At 41.9% G+C, this 17,492-nt stretch carries 19 protein-coding genes; 17 read left to right on the top strand and 2 right to left on the bottom strand.

The features are described 5' to 3' along the window. Nucleotides 1–6 precede the first annotated feature (6 nt). The 4 genes from ACOXXR_RS07640 to lytR all read left to right on the top strand — a co-directional run bounded on the left by ACOXXR_RS07640 (nt 7) and on the right by lytR (nt 3,701). The gene (locus tag ACOXXR_RS07640; RefSeq protein WP_126403814.1) at nt 7–1,428 is read left to right on the top strand and encodes an NCS2 family permease; all 1,422 of its coding nucleotides are present in this window, start codon (nt 7–9) and stop codon (nt 1,426–1,428) included. Between the two features lie 121 nt (nt 1,429–1,549). Beyond that, nucleotides 1,550–1,999 (top strand): tRNA (adenosine(37)-N6)-threonylcarbamoyltransferase complex ATPase subunit type 1 TsaE, encoded by a 450-nt coding sequence (gene tsaE / locus ACOXXR_RS07635; RefSeq protein WP_223363599.1) that lies wholly within the window; start codon nt 1,550–1,552, stop codon nt 1,997–1,999. 2 nt (nt 2,000–2,001) lie between these two features. After that, nucleotides 2,002–2,535, top strand: a complete 534-nt coding sequence (locus ACOXXR_RS07630) for a GNAT family N-acetyltransferase (RefSeq protein WP_414281798.1) — start codon at nt 2,002–2,004, stop codon at nt 2,533–2,535. Then, nucleotides 2,532–3,701 (top strand): glycopolymer--peptidoglycan transferase LytR, encoded by a 1,170-nt coding sequence (gene lytR / locus ACOXXR_RS07625; RefSeq protein ID WP_314369456.1) that lies wholly within the window; start codon nt 2,532–2,534, stop codon nt 3,699–3,701. The genes ACOXXR_RS07630 and lytR overlap by 4 nt, the downstream gene beginning before the upstream one ends. Nucleotides 3,702–3,750: 49 nt before the next feature. Here the strand turns inward: lytR and ACOXXR_RS07620 are convergent, their stop codons facing one another. Together ACOXXR_RS07620 and ACOXXR_RS07615 are read right to left on the bottom strand one after the other, a co-directional pair. Then, the gene (locus tag ACOXXR_RS07620; RefSeq protein WP_156677085.1) at nt 3,751–4,047 is read right to left on the bottom strand and encodes a hypothetical protein; all 297 of its coding nucleotides are present in this window, start codon (nt 4,045–4,047) and stop codon (nt 3,751–3,753) included. Between the two features lie 13 nt (nt 4,048–4,060). Beyond that, entirely contained in the window at nt 4,061–4,474 is a 414-nt protein-coding gene (locus ACOXXR_RS07615; RefSeq protein WP_156677084.1) for an HIT family protein, read from the bottom strand. Nucleotides 4,475–4,541: 67 nt separating this feature from the next. Between ACOXXR_RS07615 and ACOXXR_RS07610 the strand changes: the two genes are divergently transcribed. The 13 genes from ACOXXR_RS07610 (at nt 4,542) to ACOXXR_RS07550 (ending at nt 17,492) form a co-directional block, all read left to right on the top strand. Then, nucleotides 4,542–5,273, top strand: coding sequence for an ABC transporter ATP-binding protein (locus tag ACOXXR_RS07610; protein WP_445278368.1), 732 nt, complete (start codon nt 4,542–4,544; stop codon nt 5,271–5,273). Then, on the top strand, nt 5,270–6,325 hold the full coding sequence (locus ACOXXR_RS07605) for an ABC transporter permease (RefSeq protein ID WP_123160927.1): 1,056 nt from the start codon (nt 5,270–5,272) through the stop codon (nt 6,323–6,325). The genes ACOXXR_RS07610 and ACOXXR_RS07605 overlap by 4 nt, the downstream gene beginning before the upstream one ends. 40 nt (nt 6,326–6,365) lie before the next feature. Next, entirely contained in the window at nt 6,366–7,160 is a 795-nt protein-coding gene (gene ccrZ / locus ACOXXR_RS07600) for a cell cycle regulator CcrZ (protein WP_023022280.1), read from the top strand. Further along, nucleotides 7,157–7,792: a tRNA (guanosine(46)-N7)-methyltransferase TrmB gene (gene trmB / locus ACOXXR_RS07595; protein ID WP_061564771.1), complete on the top strand. Its 636-nt coding sequence runs from the start codon at nt 7,157–7,159 to the stop codon at nt 7,790–7,792. Before ccrZ ends, trmB begins: the two co-directional genes overlap by 4 nt. 164 nt (nt 7,793–7,956) lie before the next feature. Further along, a complete protein-coding gene (rimP, locus tag ACOXXR_RS07590) occupies nt 7,957–8,445 on the top strand; it encodes a ribosome maturation factor RimP (RefSeq protein ID WP_193389713.1) in 489 nt (162 codons plus the stop codon). 45 nt (nt 8,446–8,490) lie between these two features. Further along, nucleotides 8,491–9,636 (top strand): transcription termination factor NusA, encoded by a 1,146-nt coding sequence (nusA, locus tag ACOXXR_RS07585; protein ID WP_006596880.1) that lies wholly within the window; start codon nt 8,491–8,493, stop codon nt 9,634–9,636. A 10-nt stretch (nt 9,637–9,646) separates the two neighbouring features. Then, nucleotides 9,647–9,943, top strand: a complete 297-nt coding sequence (gene rnpM / locus ACOXXR_RS07580; RefSeq protein ID WP_006596879.1) for an RNase P modulator RnpM — start codon at nt 9,647–9,649, stop codon at nt 9,941–9,943. Further along, nucleotides 9,936–10,235 (top strand): YlxQ-related RNA-binding protein, encoded by a 300-nt coding sequence (locus tag ACOXXR_RS07575; protein ID WP_048715247.1) that lies wholly within the window; start codon nt 9,936–9,938, stop codon nt 10,233–10,235. Before rnpM ends, ACOXXR_RS07575 begins: the two co-directional genes overlap by 8 nt. 16 nt (nt 10,236–10,251) lie before the next feature. Beyond that, on the top strand, nt 10,252–12,975 hold the full coding sequence (infB, locus tag ACOXXR_RS07570; protein WP_445278367.1) for a translation initiation factor IF-2: 2,724 nt from the start codon (nt 10,252–10,254) through the stop codon (nt 12,973–12,975). Between the two features lie 73 nt (nt 12,976–13,048). Next, nucleotides 13,049–13,399 carry a 30S ribosome-binding factor RbfA gene (rbfA, locus tag ACOXXR_RS07565; RefSeq protein WP_003003976.1) on the top strand — a complete coding sequence of 117 codons (351 nt, stop codon included), beginning with the start codon at nt 13,049–13,051 and terminating at the stop codon, nt 13,397–13,399. A 449-nt stretch (nt 13,400–13,848) separates the two neighbouring features. Continuing rightward, nucleotides 13,849–15,480 (top strand): Na/Pi cotransporter family protein, encoded by a 1,632-nt coding sequence (locus ACOXXR_RS07560; RefSeq protein ID WP_414279920.1) that lies wholly within the window; start codon nt 13,849–13,851, stop codon nt 15,478–15,480. Between the two features lie 455 nt (nt 15,481–15,935). After that, nucleotides 15,936–17,087 (top strand): N-acetylglucosamine-6-phosphate deacetylase, encoded by a 1,152-nt coding sequence (gene nagA, locus ACOXXR_RS07555; RefSeq protein WP_414279906.1) that lies wholly within the window; start codon nt 15,936–15,938, stop codon nt 17,085–17,087. Between the two features lie 177 nt (nt 17,088–17,264). Then, nucleotides 17,265–17,492 carry a hypothetical protein gene (locus ACOXXR_RS07550; RefSeq protein ID WP_048715249.1) on the top strand — a complete coding sequence of 76 codons (228 nt, stop codon included), beginning with the start codon at nt 17,265–17,267 and terminating at the stop codon, nt 17,490–17,492.

Genomic DNA, 17,492 nt, shown 5'->3' with positions numbered 1-17,492 from the left:
GGAAAAATGGATAAGTTTTTCAAACTATCTGAACACGGAACGACGGTTCGTACAGAGGTATTAGCTGGTTTAACGACCTTCTTTGCCATGTCTTATATCTTGTTTGTAAACCCTCAAATGCTTTCCCAAACAGGAATGCCTGCTCAAGGAGTATTTCTAGCAACCATTATTGGTTCAGTCGTTGGGACTCTCATGATGGCTTTCTATGCGAATCTGCCTTATGCCCAAGCACCAGGGATGGGCTTGAACGCCTTCTTTACCTTTACAGTGGTATTTGGGATGGGCTATTCTTGGAAAGAAGCTTTGGGAATGGTCTTTATTTGCGGACTCATTTCATTGGTTATTACATTAACCAATGTTCGGAAAATGATTATTGAGTCAATTCCAAATGCTTTGCGTTCAGCTATCTCAGCTGGTATCGGAATCTTCTTGGCTTATGTCGGAATTAAAAATGCTGGCCTGTTGAAGTTTTCAATTGATCCACATACTTATACGGTGGCAGGAGAAGGGGCTGACAAGGCGAATGCGGCAATTACAGCAAATTCTGCAGCTGTCCCAGGACTCGTTAGTTTCAATAGTCCAACAGTCCTCCTTGCTTTGGCTGGCTTAGCTATCACTGTTTTCTTTGTCATCAAGGGCATTAAAGGTGGTATTATCCTTTCAATCCTTACGACAACAGTCCTTGCTATTGTGTTTGGCATTGTTGATCTTTCAACGATTGACTTTTCTAGCACCCATCTTGGAGCAGCTGTCAATGATCTTGGGAAAATTTTTGGTGCTGCACTTGGTTCAGAAGGATTAGGTTCTTTGATTACCAATACTTCTCGTCTTCCTGAAACCTTGATGGCCATCTTAGCATTCTCCTTGACAGATATCTTTGATACGATTGGTACCTTGATCGGTACAGGAGAAAAAGTCGGAATCGTTGCTACAAATGGTGAAAATCATCAATCCGCTAAATTGGATAAAGCCCTTTATTCAGACCTCGTAGCGACATCTGTTGGTGCTATTGCAGGTACTTCGAATGTGACGACTTATGTTGAGTCAGCTGCGGGAATTGGAGCTGGTGGACGGACTGGTTTGACAGCCCTTGTAGTAGCCATCTGTTTCGCAGTGTCAAGTATTTTTAGTCCCCTTCTTGCTATTGTACCGACAGCAGCCACAGCACCGATTTTGATCATCGTTGGGATCATGATGTTGAGTAGCCTGAAAAACATCCATTGGGATGATATGGCAGAAGCTGTACCAGCCTTCTTCACCTCTATCTTTATGGGATTCAGTTATTCCATCACAAATGGGATTGCAGCAGGTTTTATTACTTATACAGTAACTAAACTTGTCAAAGGTGAAGCCAAAGAGGTTCACAGTATGATTTGGATTCTAGATGCTTTGTTTATTCTGAACTTTATCAGTATGGCCTTGCACTAGAATGAACATAGAAGAAAGCTTGGACAAATCGTCCAAGCTTTTTTGATTGTCTCAGGTGAGGCCGAAGGTGATCGACTAAAAATAGTGGGCAAGAATCAATTATTTTTGGTATAATGGAGCAATGAAAAGTCAAAATGAACAAGAGTTGATTGCACTTGGAAAACAGTTGGGTCAACGGTTAGAAAAACAGGATGTCGTGATTCTGACAGGGGATCTTGGCGCTGGGAAAACAACTTTTACAAAAGGACTAGCGCAAGGGTTGGATATTCGTCAGATGATTAAAAGTCCCACTTATACCATTGTGAGAGAATATGAAGGTCGCTTGCCCTTGTATCACCTGGATGTCTATCGTATTGGAGACGATCCAGATTCGATTGATTTGGATGACTTTTTATTTGGTGAAGGGGTGACCGTTATTGAGTGGGGCGAACTGCTAGAGACCAGTCTTCCTGCTGGATATTTAAAGGTTGAACTGCTCAAGGACGGCGACGGACGTGAGATACGCTTGTCAGCTGTCGGTGAACGTGCAGAACAATTAAAGGACTCATTTCTAACTTCTGTAGGAGCTTGAAGATGGAACAGGTATTGGATCTCTTTTTGAAAGAGGCTGAGGCTTCGGATGCAGAGCGTTTACTTGACTTTTTTAAAGATGTGGCGACTGAATCTGACTTTATGACCTTGGCTCCAGAAGGGCTTGGGATGACCAAGCAAGAGTTAGAAATGTTTGCTGAAGAACAAGCACAAACAGACAACCAATTATGTCTTTTGTTATACTTGAGTGAGGATTTGGTAGGTGTCTTAAATATTGCGGCGGATCAAAATAGGGCCTTGCGTCATATTGGAGATCTCTTTATCGTTGTTCGAAAGGACTATTGGAATAAGGGCTTGGGTCGTATTCTCCTAGAAGAAGGAATCGCATGGGCAGAAGGTACCAACCTCCTTCGGAAATTAGACCTCAGTGTCCAAGTTCGAAATGAACGAGCCGTCCATCTCTACCAAACGCTAGGATTTGAAATTGAAGGTCTCCGCAAGAGGGGCGTATACAAGGAAGGGGAATATCTGGATGTTTACCTAATGGGCAAACTGATAGATGGACAGAATCTATGATTAAAAAAATTCTATTAATGTTTTTTAGTTTGTTGGCCGTAACGACAATCGGGCTTGGAGCCTATGGGCTGACCATCCTCAATCAGTCGACAAATTCGTTGAGTAAGACTTATAAAGGGATTGGCGATGAAAACAATGTCATCGCAGAAAACAAACCAATGACCATCTTGCTCATGGGGGTGGATACTGGATCAGGCTCAAGAGAGGATCAGTGGGTAGGGAATAGCGATACCATGATTCTCGTGACAGTGAATCCACAGACGCGTGAAACAACGATTATGAGTTTGGAACGGGATATCTTGACCAATATTACGCAAGATGGAGAAACGGTCCAAGCTAAGCTAAATTCGGCTTATGCTCAAGGTGGAGCAGAATTGGCCATTAAAACCATCCAAGATTTGATGAATATTCATATCGACCGTTATGCGATGATCAATATGAAAGGCTTGGTCCAACTGGTTGATAAGGTTGGTGGCATAACGGTGAACAATCCATTTGATTTTGATATTTCGATTGAAGAAAATGAACCGGAATACACAGCGAAAATTCCACCAGGTCGTCAAGAGATTGATGGTGAGCAAGCCTTGGTATACTCACGGATGCGTTACCAAGATCCAGAAGGAGACTATGGTCGTCAAAAACGCCAACGGGAAGTCATCGAAAAGATCATCAAGAAAGTATTGACTTTGGATGGTCTGAGCAACTATCAAGGAATTATTGAAGCGGTTAGTGATAATATGCAGACCAATATCTCCTTGGATACGAATAACTTGATGAACTTGATGGGCTATCGAGATGCCTTGAAGAACATCCGTATGGAACAGTTGAAAGGTGAAGATGCCACCCTAGCGGATGGCGGAAGTTACCAAATCGTTACTTCAGAGCACCTGTTGAAGATGCAGAATATCCTGCGTAAAAGTCTGGGCTTATCACCTGTAAGCAAGCTCAAAACAAGTGCCGTTCTATTGGATGGCGACGAAACTGGGGGAAGCGTTTCATCAGAAAGTGGTGAAACTCCAGTAGAGGCGAGCCAGGATACTGGTGGGGGATATTATGATCCTTCCTATGTTCCAGAAACTTCTGTCAGCTCAGAAGCAGTGCCACCATACCAACCGACAGTGCCACCTTCTACGGATACAACAGTAGCTGGTACCGGAGGAAACTAAGTCAAAAAATAAAAAGGTTTTGAGATAGCAATCTCAAAACCTTATTTAGTTAGTCATTCGTATTAGATTTCTCAGACCAAATAGTTTGGATTTGTTCTACAGAAGCATTGGCTTGCTGAGAGAAGATCCTTGCTTTATAGGAGAAGTCTTCCAGTAATTGATTTAAAAGGACTCTTTGCTCCTGAATGATTTCAATGTTTTTTTTAATTTTAGAAACGTTAGATTGGATTCCTTCGGTTAGTTGTTTGGTTTCATTGAATTCATTTTTCAGAGGTTCGCGATTTTTAACAAGTTGATAGCTGATGGTTGCACCAGTCGCGAACCAAAATAGATCTCTTAATTTCATAGTAAGCTCCTTTTTAATGGTTTGATATTTCCTTGGCTAATTGGGCAAGGTGGGCAAAATCAGGTTCGTGGGCAATGAAATCAATCTTTAGGTCGTCCTCTTGAGAGTAGCGTGGAAGAATATGGACGTGGGTGTGGAAGACAGACTGTCCAGCGATTTCTTCCATATTACTAATGATATTCATTCCTTGAGGCTGTGTAGCACTTTCCACTTTTTTGGTGACTCTTGAAACGATGTTAAAAAGCGCAGCTGTTTCATCTGGTGTCATTTCCAACAGATTACGGGCATGTTTTTTCGGAATCACAAGGGTATGGCCTGGAGTGACCTGAGAAATATCTAAAAAAGCAAGAAAATGGTCATCTTCGTAGACCTTAGAAGCGGGGATTTCTCCAGCAACAATCTTACAAAAAATACAATCCGAAACCATAAATACACCTCAATTTCGCTAGATTTTGTTATAATATAAGAACATTATACCAGAAAGCAAAGAAAATATGTTAGAAATAAAAAACCTGACAGGAGGCTATGTCAATATCCCTGTCTTAAAAGATGTTAGTTTTGAGGTTGGCGATGGCCAATTAATTGGATTGATTGGCTTGAATGGAGCCGGGAAATCAACGACCATTAATGAAATTATAGGCCTCTTGCGTCCCTATGCTGGTGAAATCCGTATTGATGGCTTGACTCTAGCAGCTTCTCCAAGTGCTTATCGCCAAAAAATTGGTTATATTCCTGAAACACCTAGTCTTTATGAAGAATTAACCTTGCGTGAGCATATTGAAACAGTAGCTATGGCCTATGATTTGGATCAAGAGGCTGTTTTTGCGCGTGTGACTCCTCTCTTGAAGCAATTTCGACTGGAGGAAAAATTGGATTGGTTTCCTGTCCATTTTTCTAAGGGGATGAAACAAAAGGTTATGATTATTTGTGCCTTTGCTGTTGACCCAAGTTTGTTTATTGTCGACGAGCCTTTCTTAGGTTTGGATCCAGTTGCTATCTCAGATTTAATTCAACTATTGAATGCAGAAAAAGAGAAAGGGAAATCAATCTTAATGAGTACCCATGTTCTGGATTCTGCTGAAAAAATGTGTGATGCCTTTGTCATCCTCCATAAGGGACAGGTCCGCGCTCAGGGGACTTTAGAGGATTTGCGGACAGAATTTGGAATGGCAGATGCAGATTTGAATGAGATTTACCTTGCACTAACAAAAGAGGCTGACCGATGATTGAAGTTTTACAAAAGAGGAAGACGACCTTTCGCAATCAGTGCTTAAAATATTCTCGCTATGTGTTTAATGATCACTTTGTCCTCTTTCTCCTGATTTTTCTAGGCTTTTTAGCGGTTCAGTACAGTCAATTTTTGCGCTCCCTACCAGAAGATAAGAGCCTTCTCCTCCTTGTACTTGCCCTTGCTCCTTTGCTCCTGCTTCCAATTGGTTCCATCGCAACCTATTTTGAGAAGCCAGACATGATTTTCCTTCTGGCAAAAGAAGAGCAATTGAAAGGCTATTTGAACCAACAGATCTTACGAGCGACTATTTTCTGGGGAATTGTACAAACCCTTGTGCTTGTTCTATTTGTCCCTTTGGCTTTGGCTTTAGGACTGTCTCTTACCATTGTAGTGGTTTATTTGGCTATTCTCTTCTTGTTGAAGGTTCTTGTTTTTCAAGGGAAGGGGAAAAGATTCTATAACCAGGCGGGTCTTGATTGGAAGCGAATCGTAGAGCTAGAAAACCAGAGAAAGCAAAGTATTCTAAGATTTTTCGCCCTTTTTACCACAGTAAAAGGAATGACGAATAGCGTGAAACGGCGGGCCTACTTAGACAGACTAACAAGCATGGTTCCGAAAGTCAGTTCCAAGACTTGGAACAACCTATATCTCCGTTCTTATCTCAGAAATGGAGATCTGTTTTCCATGAGCCTGCGTCTATTAGGACTAGCAATCGCTGTCTTTGTCTTCATCCCGCAAACGCTAGTAGCAGTAGCCGTCGCGGGCCTCTTGAATTATTTACTTGTTTTTCAATTGCTCGGACTCTACAAGGCCTTTGACTATCAGTATTTAACGCGACTCTTCCCCTTGGAAATCAGTGCTAAAACACGAGGGCTTCTTCAAACAGTTCAATCGGTGACTTTGTTTGTGGTTCTTGTCGAGGGAGGACTGGGATTACTGGTCTTTGAAGAGAAAATTCTCGTCCTGGCCTTGCTAGCTTTCACAGCCTTTTTAGCCTATGGTTATGCACCTTTCAAGGTGAGACGATTAGTTGACGAAACGCTTTAAAATTAGTAAAATAGATGGGAAACTTTTTACGGAGGAAGAGATGGACTCGAACGAAAAAGAGCTAACGTTAACCCCAATTGCTGGTAAAAGCGGAAAAGCCTTTATGGGGACTTATCCGGATGGGGGGAAAGTATTTGTCAAAATGAATACGACTCCAATATTAGCAGGGTTAGCTAAAGAACAAATTGCTCCACAACTCTTATGGAGCCGACGCTTACCTGACGGAAATGTGATGAGCGCACAAGAATGGTTAAATGGAGAAATTTTAACTCCAAATGGGATGGGAAAAAAGCAAGTGGTTCATATCCTGACTCGTTTGCACCGTTCACGCCCCTTGATGACGCAATTGAGAAAGTTGGGCTACACAGCTGAGTCGCCATTGGATTTATTGAATTCTTTGAGCAGTCAGTTGCCAATTGCTTTGCGTCAAAACAATTATTTGCAATCTGTATTAAAGAGTTTACGACAGACTGTTCCAGCTTTTCGAGAAGATTATGCAACCATTGTCCACGGAGATGTCCGTCACAGTAACTGGATTGAAACGGATAGTGGATTTATCTACTTGGTAGATTGGGATTCTGTCCGCTTAACAGATCGGATGATGGATGTGGCTCATGTTTTAAGTCACTACATTCCAGATTCCCAGTGGCAGGATTGGTTGGTCTATTACGGCTATAAGTACAATGAAACTGTATTTGGTAAATTGTACTGGTTTGGTCAATACTCTTTCCTTTGTCAGATTGTAAAATACTATGAAAACAATGATTTAGAGAATGTGAACCGGGAAATTTATGCCTTGCGTAATTTCCGGTCAAAATATGGGAAGGAAGCATGAGAGTTAGAAACCGTAAAGGTGCAACCGAATTATTAGAAGCCAATCCGCAATATGTCATTTTGAAGCCAGAAGAAGCCAAAGGGAAGTGGCATGAGATTTTTGGAAATGACCATCCTATTCATATTGAAGTGGGAAGTGGTAAAGGTGCCTTTATCACTGGAATGGCAAAACAAAATCCAGACATTAACTATATCGGGATTGATATTCAAAAATCAGTATTAAGTTATGCTTTGGATAAGGTGTTAGAAGCTAACGTTCCCAATATCAAGTTGCTTTGGGTAGACGGGGATAGCTTGACCAATTACTTTGAAGACGGTGAGATTGATCAATTGTATCTCAATTTTTCAGATCCTTGGCCGAAGAAACGCCATGAAAAACGTCGTCTAACCTACAAGAGTTTCTTAGATACCTTCAAACAGATTTTGCCAGAACATGGTGAGATTCATTTCAAGACGGACAATCGAGGACTCTTTGAATACAGTTTGGTGAGTTTTTCTCAGTATGGAATGACCTTGAAGGGTGTCTGGCTAGATCTTCATGCTAGTGATTTTGAGGGAAATGTCATGACCGAATATGAAAAGAAATTCTCAAGTAAGGGTCAGGTCATTTATCGGGTTGAAGCACAATTTTAAAGTCTAGTTAAGGATTGACGTCTCCTGAAAAGGAGGCGTTTTTCTTTTGGATAAAAGCTGGATGAATGAGGAAGGCGAAATTCTTGCATTTTGACGGAACTTGTGCTAGAATGTTTAAAACGAATAGAAAAGGAGAGGCGAAGACATATCTTCGCCTCTTGTCTGTGAGGAGGTGTTGTCCTATCGCAACAATTGTTGAATTAGTAACAGAAATTCTTCAACCAGCCATCCAAGCTCCATTTGAATTGGTGGATGTGGAATATGGAAAAATGGGAGGAGATTATGTTCTAAGTATCTTTGTTGATAAGCCAGGTGGTATTACCCTGAATGATACAGCAGATTTAACAGAAGTGATTAGTCCTCTGTTGGATCAGATTCAACCAGATCCATTCCCAGAACAGTACTTCCTAGAAGTGACGAGTCCTGGTTTGGAGCGTCCCTTAAAAACCAAAGATGCAGTGGAAAAAGCTCTGGGTCAATATATCCATGTCAGCTTGTACAAGGCAGTTGACAAACAAAAGGTCATTGAAGGAACACTCCTTAAGTTCGAAGATGACCAATTGACCATGGAATACATGGACAAAACCAGAAAGAAAACCATTGAAATCCCCTATAGTCTTGTCTCAAAAGCAAGACTAGCTGTCAAATTATAGCAGAAAAGAAAGGAAGGCTCTTAGTAGCCTAAGAGCAAGAAAAGAATGAGTAAAGAAATGCTAGATGCTTTTCGCATCTTGGAAGAAGACAAAGGAATCAAAAAAGAAGATATCATTGAAGCTGTCACAGAATCATTGCGTTCGGCTTATCGGAGACGGTATGGTCAAGCAGAAAGTGCGGCTATCGAATTTAATGAAAAGACTGGTGACTTCCGCGTTTATACTGTTCGTGAAGTAGTGGATGAAGTATTTGATAGCCGGTTAGAAATTAGTTTGAAAGATGCTCTTGCGATTAGCTCTGCCTATGAATTGGGAGACAAAATCAAATTTGAAGAAGCACCTGCTGAGTTTGGTCGTGTCGCAGCTCAATCTGCCAAACAAACCATCATGGAAAAAATGCGCAAGCAAACTCGTGCGATTACCTATAACACTTATAAAGAACATGAAAATGAAATTATGAGTGGAACGGTTGAGCGTTTTGATAATCGATTTATCTATGTGAATTTAGGGTCTATCGAAGCTCAATTGTCTAAACAAGACCAAATCCCGGGTGAAGTCTTCCAATCTCATGATCGCATCGAAGTCTTTGTCTACAAAGTAGAAGACAATCCTCGTGGGGTCAACGTTTTCGTAAGTCGTAGCCATCCAGAAATGATCAAACGTTTGATGGAACAAGAAATCCCTGAAGTCTATGATGGAACCGTTGAAATCATGAGCGTGGCACGTGAAGCTGGAGACCGGACTAAGGTTGCTGTTCGTAGCCATAATCCAAACGTAGATGCGATTGGAACCATCGTTGGTCGTGGTGGATCGAACATCAAAAAGATTACTAGCAAGTTCCACCCAGCTCGTTATGATCAGAAATTGGATCGTATGGTCCCAACAGAAGAAAATATTGATGTCATTGAGTGGGTACCAGATCCAGCAGAATTTATCTACAATGCCATCGCGCCTGCTGAGGTCGATCAAGTCATCTTTGACGAAGAAGACAGCAAGCATGCCCTTGTGGTAGTACCAGATAGCAAACTATCTCTTGCGATCGGTCGTCGTGGTCAAAACGTGCGCTTGGCGGCTCACTTAACTGGCTACCGGATTGATATCAAATCAGCTAGTGAGTACGAAGAAATGGAAGCAAGTCAAGAACCTGCTTTTGAAGAAGTAGAAAGTGATTTGAATTCTGTAGACGAATAGGGAGGGAATCATGGTAAAGACAAGAAAAATCCCTTTACGCAAGTCTGTCGTTTCAAATGAGGTTATCGATAAACGAGATCTCTTGCGAATCGTAAAAAATAAAGAAGGTCAAGTTTTTATCGATCCAACTGGGAAAGCAAATGGTCGTGGTGCTTATATTAAGCTCGATAACGAGGAAGCACTTCAAGCCAAGAAGAAGAAAGTCTTCAATCGCAGCTTTAGCATGGAAGTGGATGAAGCTTTCTACGACGAATTGATTGCTTATGTGGATCATAAGGTGAAAAGAAGAGAGTTAGGCCTTGAATAAGCAAAAAGTCAGTAATTTATTGGGATTGGCTCAGCGAGCAGGGAAAATCATCTCTGGAGAAGAGTTGGTCATCAAGTCTGTTCAAGAAGGAAAGGCTCGTTTGGTCTTTCTAGCAGATGATGCAGCTCCCAATCTTACCAAAAAAATCACAGATAAATGCCACTATTATGGCATTCCGGTATTAACCGTGTTTTCAACACTAGAATTAAGTACTGCCATTGGTCGCTCACGAAAGGTAGCGGCCGTGACAGATGCTGGATTTTCAAAGAAAATGAGGTCTCTTATGGAATAGAAGAGGAGGACAGCAATTGTCTAAGAAAAGATTGTATGAGATTGCCAAAGAACTAGGCAAGGAAAGTAAAGAAGTCGTCACACGGGCAAAAGAATTAGGGTTGGAGGTAAAGAGTCACGCTTCTAGTATCGAAGGTGAAGCGGTTGAGCGTTTGGTCAATAGTTTTGCATCAAAGGCGCCCCAAACTCCTAAAGTGACGGAAGAAAAACAAGTAAAAGCTGCACCGGTTGCAAAAGAACCTGTTGCAAACCAACCAGAAAAGAAAACGGAAACAGTGGCAACACCTGTTGTGAAGCCAAAGAGTCGTAATTTCAAGGCGGAACGCGAAGCCCGTGCGAAAGAGCAGGCGGAACGTCGTCAGCAACAAGGAAATCGACCTAAGAAACAACAAAACGACCGTCGGGATGGGGATCGTTTCCAAAATCGTAATGAGCGAAAAAATCAAGGAAATGACCGCCGGAACCAAGGGAATGATCGTCGCCGTGACCAAGCTGGCAACGGTCAAGGACGTCCAAATCCTGTAAATGGCGCACCGAAGATTGACTTCAAAGCCCGTGCAGCAGCATTAAAGGCAGAGCAAAATGCAGAATATGCACGTGGTAGTGAAGAACGCTACAAGCAAAACCAGGCAGCCAAGGTAGAGCAAGACCGTCAAAAACGTCGTAAGCGCGAAGAGGCAGTTACGACTGAAGTTGTTGCTCCACAACCAAAGGCAGAAGCAGTGAAGGCAACTCCGGTAGCGGCTCCAAGTCCTGCAGCAGTTGATACACGTCGGAAAAAGCAAGCTAGACCAGACAAAAAACGTGAAGATTTTGATCGCGAAGAAGATGGTCCAAGAAAACAACAAAAGAATCGAAGTAGTCAAAACCAAGTGAGAAATCAAAGAAATAGTAACTGGAACAACAACAAAAAGAATAAAAAAGGAAAGAATAACCGCAATGAAGCTCCAAAACCAGTAACAGAGCGTAAATTCCATGAGTTGCCAAGTGAACTTGAGTACACAGATGGAATGACGGTTGCGGAAATCGCAAAACGGATTAAGCGTGAGCCTGCGGAAATCGTTAAGAAACTCTTCATGATGGGAGTGATGGCGACACAAAACCAATCCTTAGATGGCGATACCATTGAACTGCTGTTAGTGGATTATGGAATTGAAGCCAAGAAAAAGGTTGAAGTGGACAATGCGGATATCGAACGTTTCTTCGTCGAAGATGGCTATTTGAATCCAGATGAATTGGTAGAGCGTCCACCAGTTGTCACCATCATGGGACACGTTGACCATGGTAAAACAACCCTTTTGGATACCCTTCGTAATTCACGTGTAGCAACAGGTGAAGCGGGAGGAATCACCCAGCATATCGGTGCTTACCAAATCGTGGAAAATGGCAAGAAGATTACCTTCTTGGATACACCTGGACACGCGGCCTTTACTTCTATGCGGGCGCGTGGTGCCTCTGTTACGGATATTACCATCTTGGTTGTAGCAGCAGATGACGGGGTGATGCCACAGACCATCGAAGCCATCAACCATTCAAAAGCAGCGAACGTTCCAATCATCGTAGCTATTAACAAGATTGATAAACCAGGTGCCACCCCAGAACGTGTGATCGGTGAATTGGCAGAGCATGGAGTTATGTCAACAGCTTGGGGTGGAGATTCTGAGTTTGTAGAAATTTCTGCCAAGTTCAACCAAAATATCGATGAACTTTTGGAAACGGTCCTTCTTGTGGCTGAAATCCAAGAACTCAAGGCAGATCCAACTGTTCGTGCCATCGGTACGGTTATCGAAGCGCGTTTGGATAAAGGTAAAGGTGCGGTTGCAACCCTTCTGGTTCAACAAGGTACCTTGAATGTCCAAGACCCAATCGTTGTTGGTAATACTTTCGGACGTGTCCGTGCCATGACCAATGACCTTGGCCGTCGTGTGAAAGCAGCTGGACCATCTACTCCAGTTTCTATCACTGGTTTGAATGAAGCACCAATGGCGGGTGACCATTTTGCGGTTTATGAAGATGAAAAATCTGCGCGTGCAGCCGGTGAAGAACGTGCGAAACGTGCGCTGATGAAACAACGTCAAGCAACCAACCGTGTCAGCCTTGAAAATCTCTTTGATACCTTGAAGGCTGGCGAAGTGAAATCCGTTAATGTCATCATCAAGGCCGATGTTCAAGGATCGGTTGAAGCCCTTGCTGCTTCCCTTCAAAAGATTGAGGTGGAAGGTGTGAAAGTGACCATCGTTCACTCAGCAGTTGGTGCCATCAACGAATCAGACGTCACCCTTGCAGAAGCTTCAAATGCCTTCATCATTGGATTTAACGTCCGCCCTACGCCTCAAGCACGTCAGCAAGCAGAAGCTGATGAGGTAGAAATCCGTCTTCACTCAATCATCTACAAAGTGATTGAAGAAATGGAAGATGCCATGAAGGGAATGTTGGATCCTGAATTCGAAGAGAAAGTCATCGGGGAAGCAGTTATCCGTGAAACCTTTAAGGTCTCTAAAGTGGGTACTATCGGTGGATTTATGGTCCTCAGTGGTAAGGTCACTCGTGACTCCAAAGTTCGTGTCATTCGTGACGGTGTCGTCATTTATGATGGAGCTCTTGCTAGCTTGAAACATTATAAAGATGATGTCAAAGAAGTGACCAACGGTCGCGAAGGTGGATTGATGATCGAAGGCTACAATGATATCAAGACTGATGATACCATCGAAGCTTACATCATGGAAGAAATTAAAAAATAAACTGTTAACTAGGAAGGAAGAGAGGAAATCTCCTATTTCCTAGTTTTTAAAGACAGATCAGAAAGGAGTTCCTATGGCAAGTCATTTTCGGACAGATCGAGTAGGGATGGAAATCAAGCGTGAAGTCAATGAGATTTTACAAAAGAAAGTCCGTGACCCGCGTGTTCAAGGCGTTACTATTACGGATGTTCAAATGCTAGGTGATTTGTCTATGGCCAAAGTGTATTATTCAATTATGAGTGATTTGGCTTCAGACAATCAAAAGGCTCAGACAGGCCTTGAAAAAGCAACAGGAACCATCAAGCGTGAATTAGGTCGGAATTTGAAACTGTACAAGATTCCGGATCTTACTTTTGTCAAAGACGAGTCTATCGAATACGGTAACAAGATCGATGAGATGTTACGCAATTTGAACAAAGACTAGAGAGGTTGGAAATTTTCCACGCCCAGATTGAAAGACAAAGTCTTCTTAGAAACTTTCCTTAGGTGAGTACGGACGTCAGCGAACTTCTTCGAAGTTCCATGACTAATTATTGAGCCTAAGGTCTCAATAATTCCGAGTACCTGAAACTATTAAGTTTCAGGTACTTTTCTCACGACGAAAAGTTTCAGTAGATGATTGAATCACTCTAACGAGTAACATTTCTTTTTATAGAATTTATTAGATTTATAAAAAAGAATAGTTTGTCTACAGTCTCGGGTTGGAAATTTTCCACCCTCTTTTTTTGGCTCTTAAAACGAGGAAAATAAAACAGAAGGAAAAACGGTTTCAAAAAATAATAGAAATTTACAGAAATCTCTTGTGTGATTGGAAATTATCCTTTACAATAGGAGAGGAGTTTTATTTCTGATCTCAAATTTGGAGGAATGAACATGTCGATTAACTGGCAGGAAATTGTATTTAACTTTTTGGGAGGCCTGGGGCTCTTTCTCTATAGTATTAAAACCATGGGAGAAGGCTTGCAACAGGCTGCAGGAGATCGACTTCGATACTATATTGATAAATATACGAGTAATCCCTTTCTAGGGGTTCTAGTAGGGATTGGGATGACTGCCTTGATTCAGTCGAGTTCAGGGGTTACAGTGATTACGGTCGGTCTGGTGAGTGCAGGACTTCTAACCCTCCGTCAAGCTATTGGTATTGTTATGGGGGCCAATATTGGAACGACTATTACCTCCTTTATCATTGGTTTTAAATTAGGAGACTACGCTCTTCCCATGCTCTTTATCGGAGCGGTTTGTCTCTTCTTTACCAAAAATCGTTTGGTTAATAATGTTGGACGAATCGTTTTTGGTGTCGGTGGTATCTTCTTTGCCCTCAACTTGATGAGTGGGGCTATGGAACCTCTTAAAGATTTGCAAGTCTTTCGTGACTATATGGTGCAGTTAAGTAAAAGTCCTATCTTGGGTGTCTTTGTTGGATCAGGCTTAACACTTTTGATTCAGGCCTCTTCTGCAACCATTGGTATCTTGCAAAATCTCTATGCTAGTCATTTGATTGACCTGAAAGGAGCCCTCCCAGTTCTCTTTGGTGATAATATCGGAACGACCATTACAGCTATCATTGCTTCCTTGGGAGCTAATATTGCGGCCAAACGTGTGGCAGGTGCCCATGTAGCCTTTAATGTTATCGGAACCATTATCTGTCTTGTCTTCCTTGTTCCGTTTACCTCTTTGATTCAATGGTTTGAAACGACTCTTCATTTATCCCCAGAAATGACCATAGCCTTTGCTCACGGAACCTTTAATATAACCAATACCATCATCCAGTTCCCATTCATTGGAGCTTTGGCATACTTTGTGACCAAGCTGATTCCTGGTGAGGATGAAGTGGTCAAATACGAACCACTTTACTTGGACGAAAATCTGATTACCCAAGCTCCTTCGATTGCCTTGGGAAATGCTAAAAAAGAACTCTTGCACTTAGGGACTTATGCTGAAAAGATTTTTGATTTATCTTATCGCTATATTTTGAATCAAGAAGAAAAGCTAGCTGAAAAAGGCCATAAAACAGAAGAAGCCATTAATACCATCGATGATCAGTTGACCAAATACTTGATCCGCTTGTCCAGTGAAGCTTTGAGTCCAAAAGAAAGCGAATCCTTGACCAATATTTTGGATTCTTCTCGAGATTTGGAGCGGATTGGAGATCACGCAGAAGCCTTGATCAACTTGACGGATTATCTCATTCGGAAGAAAGTTGTCTTTTCTGACAATGCCTTGGCTGAATTAGAAGATATCTACCAACAAACTGCGACGTTTGTTAAAGATGCCCTTCGAAGTGTAGAAGAGGATAACCAAGAGTTGGCCGCAGAGTTGGAACAACGCCATCAGGCGATTGAAAAGCTCGAAAAGAAATTGCGGAAGACACATATTTCTCGTCTGAACAAGGGAGAATGTACTCCTCAAGCAGGTGTGAACTTTATTGATATCATCTCTCACTATACGCGTGTCGCAGACCATGCCATGAATTTAGCAGAGAAGGTACAATTGGAGCAAATCTAGACAAAGTAAAAATCCAGTTCTTTAGGACTGGATTTTAGAATGTAGACAAACTTTTTTCATGAAATAGCTAGAAAATTTATTCAAAAAAATAATTTGTATTTTTAATTAATTAAGAAAATTTATAACTTTCCGCTGTGAGAAAAGTGGCTGAAACGCTAAAGTTTCAGCCACTCGGGAGTTTTGAAACTGTAGGTTCAAAACTAAGTCATGGAACTTCCTGGATTGCTGAAATCATCCACTGGATAATTTCACCTAACGTCCGTACTCACCTAAGGAAAGTTTTAAAGAAGACTTTATATTCAATCTAAAATCCAGCTCAAAAAAACTGGATTTTTTATCGTATTTATAGAAAATATTAATATATTTAAATAAAATAGGTCTAGACCATTTACAAATACAGTACAAAGGATTATAATGTGTATGAATATATCGGTAGAAAAAGAAAGGAAATCACCATGATAACTTATATACAAGCAGATCAATTCTTTTATCCCCATGGCATTCGTAAGGGAGGATATCTAGAAATTGTCGATGGCAAATTTGGGAAACATGTAGATCAGCTACCAGAGGGAGCTACTGTTTTGGACTATACAGGCTATAGTATTGCTCCTGGTTTGGTCGATACGCACATCCATGGATTTGGTGGAGTTGATGTTATGGACAACAACATCGAGGGAACCCTTCATACTATGAGTGAGGGGCTCTTGAGCACAGGGGTCACTAGCTTTTTGCCAACAACCTTGACCTCTTCTTATGAGCAATTATTGGCAGTAACTGAAAACATTGGAGCACGATACCAAGAAGCGTCTGGTGCTAAAATTCGTGGCATTTACTTTGAAGGGCCTTACTTTACAGAGAAGTACAAAGGGGCACAAAATCCAGCCTACATGAAAGATCCTCGAATGGATGAATTCCGTGCATGGCAAAAAGCAGCCAACGGCTTGCTCAATAAAATTGCCCTTGCTCCTGAACGAGATGGTGTAGAAGACTTTGTCCGCACAGTGACAGGAGAAGGGGTAACGGTTGCCCTTGGTCACTCCAATGCAACCTTTGACGAAGCTAAAAAAGCAGTGGATGCTGGGGCTAGTGTCTGGGTGCATGCCTATAACGGAATGCGCGGTTTGACGCACCGTGAGTTGGGAATGGTTGGGGCTATGTACCAACTTCCTCATACTTATGCAGAGTTAATCTGTGACGGCCATCACGTTGATCCAAAAGCCTGCGACATCCTTCTCAAACAAAAAGGAGTGGAAAATATTGCCTTAATCACCGACTGTATGACAGCTGGTGGCTTGGAAGATGGCGACTATATGTTGGGTGAATTCCCTGTTGTCGTAGAAAATGGAACAGCCCGTTTGAAATCGACAGGGAACCTGGCTGGTTCGATCTTGAAGCTTAAAGATGGATTGAAGAATGTTGTTGAGTGGGGCATTGCCAATCCTCATGAAGCGGTCATGATGGCGAGTCTCAACCCTGCTAAATCCGTCCATATTGATGATGTCTGTGGCCAAATCCGTGAGGGTTATGACGCTGACTTTATTGTATTGGATAAAGATTTAGAGTTGGTAGCAACCTTCTTGGATGGCCAAAAACGATTTGAAGCCTAATGGTGAAAAAGAGGTTCAACTACGAATCGCTTGCTATCGCCAGACTAAAAATTGAATTTCTTCTATAAGCTGGGATGATAGTCTCAGCTTATTTGGATTGGATTCCCTGATCTAGCCATTTGTCTCTTTGCTCTGATACATGGTATAATGAAAGTAATTGAATCGCGAGGTAGTTTTATGAATAAGATAAACGTACGTTTTTTATTGATGGGCTTGTTTTTCTTTATCTACGGTATGTTGCGCCGTAGTCCCGTCATCCTAGTGGCAGGTAGTGCCTTTTTACTCTATGCTTTCTTTAGCAAATCGATGGTGCAGCCGAAAGAAAATATCTTTAAGCCAAAGTTGCGCTTGAATGCGAAGACTTCTAAGTCTGGTGAAAAAACAAAGGAAAGTAACGGGAAATAA

This window comes from Streptococcus sp. KHUD_013 (assembly GCF_052588545.1).
Note: the sequence above shows the minus strand (reverse complement) of the source record. Positions and strands in the feature narration are given on the sequence as shown.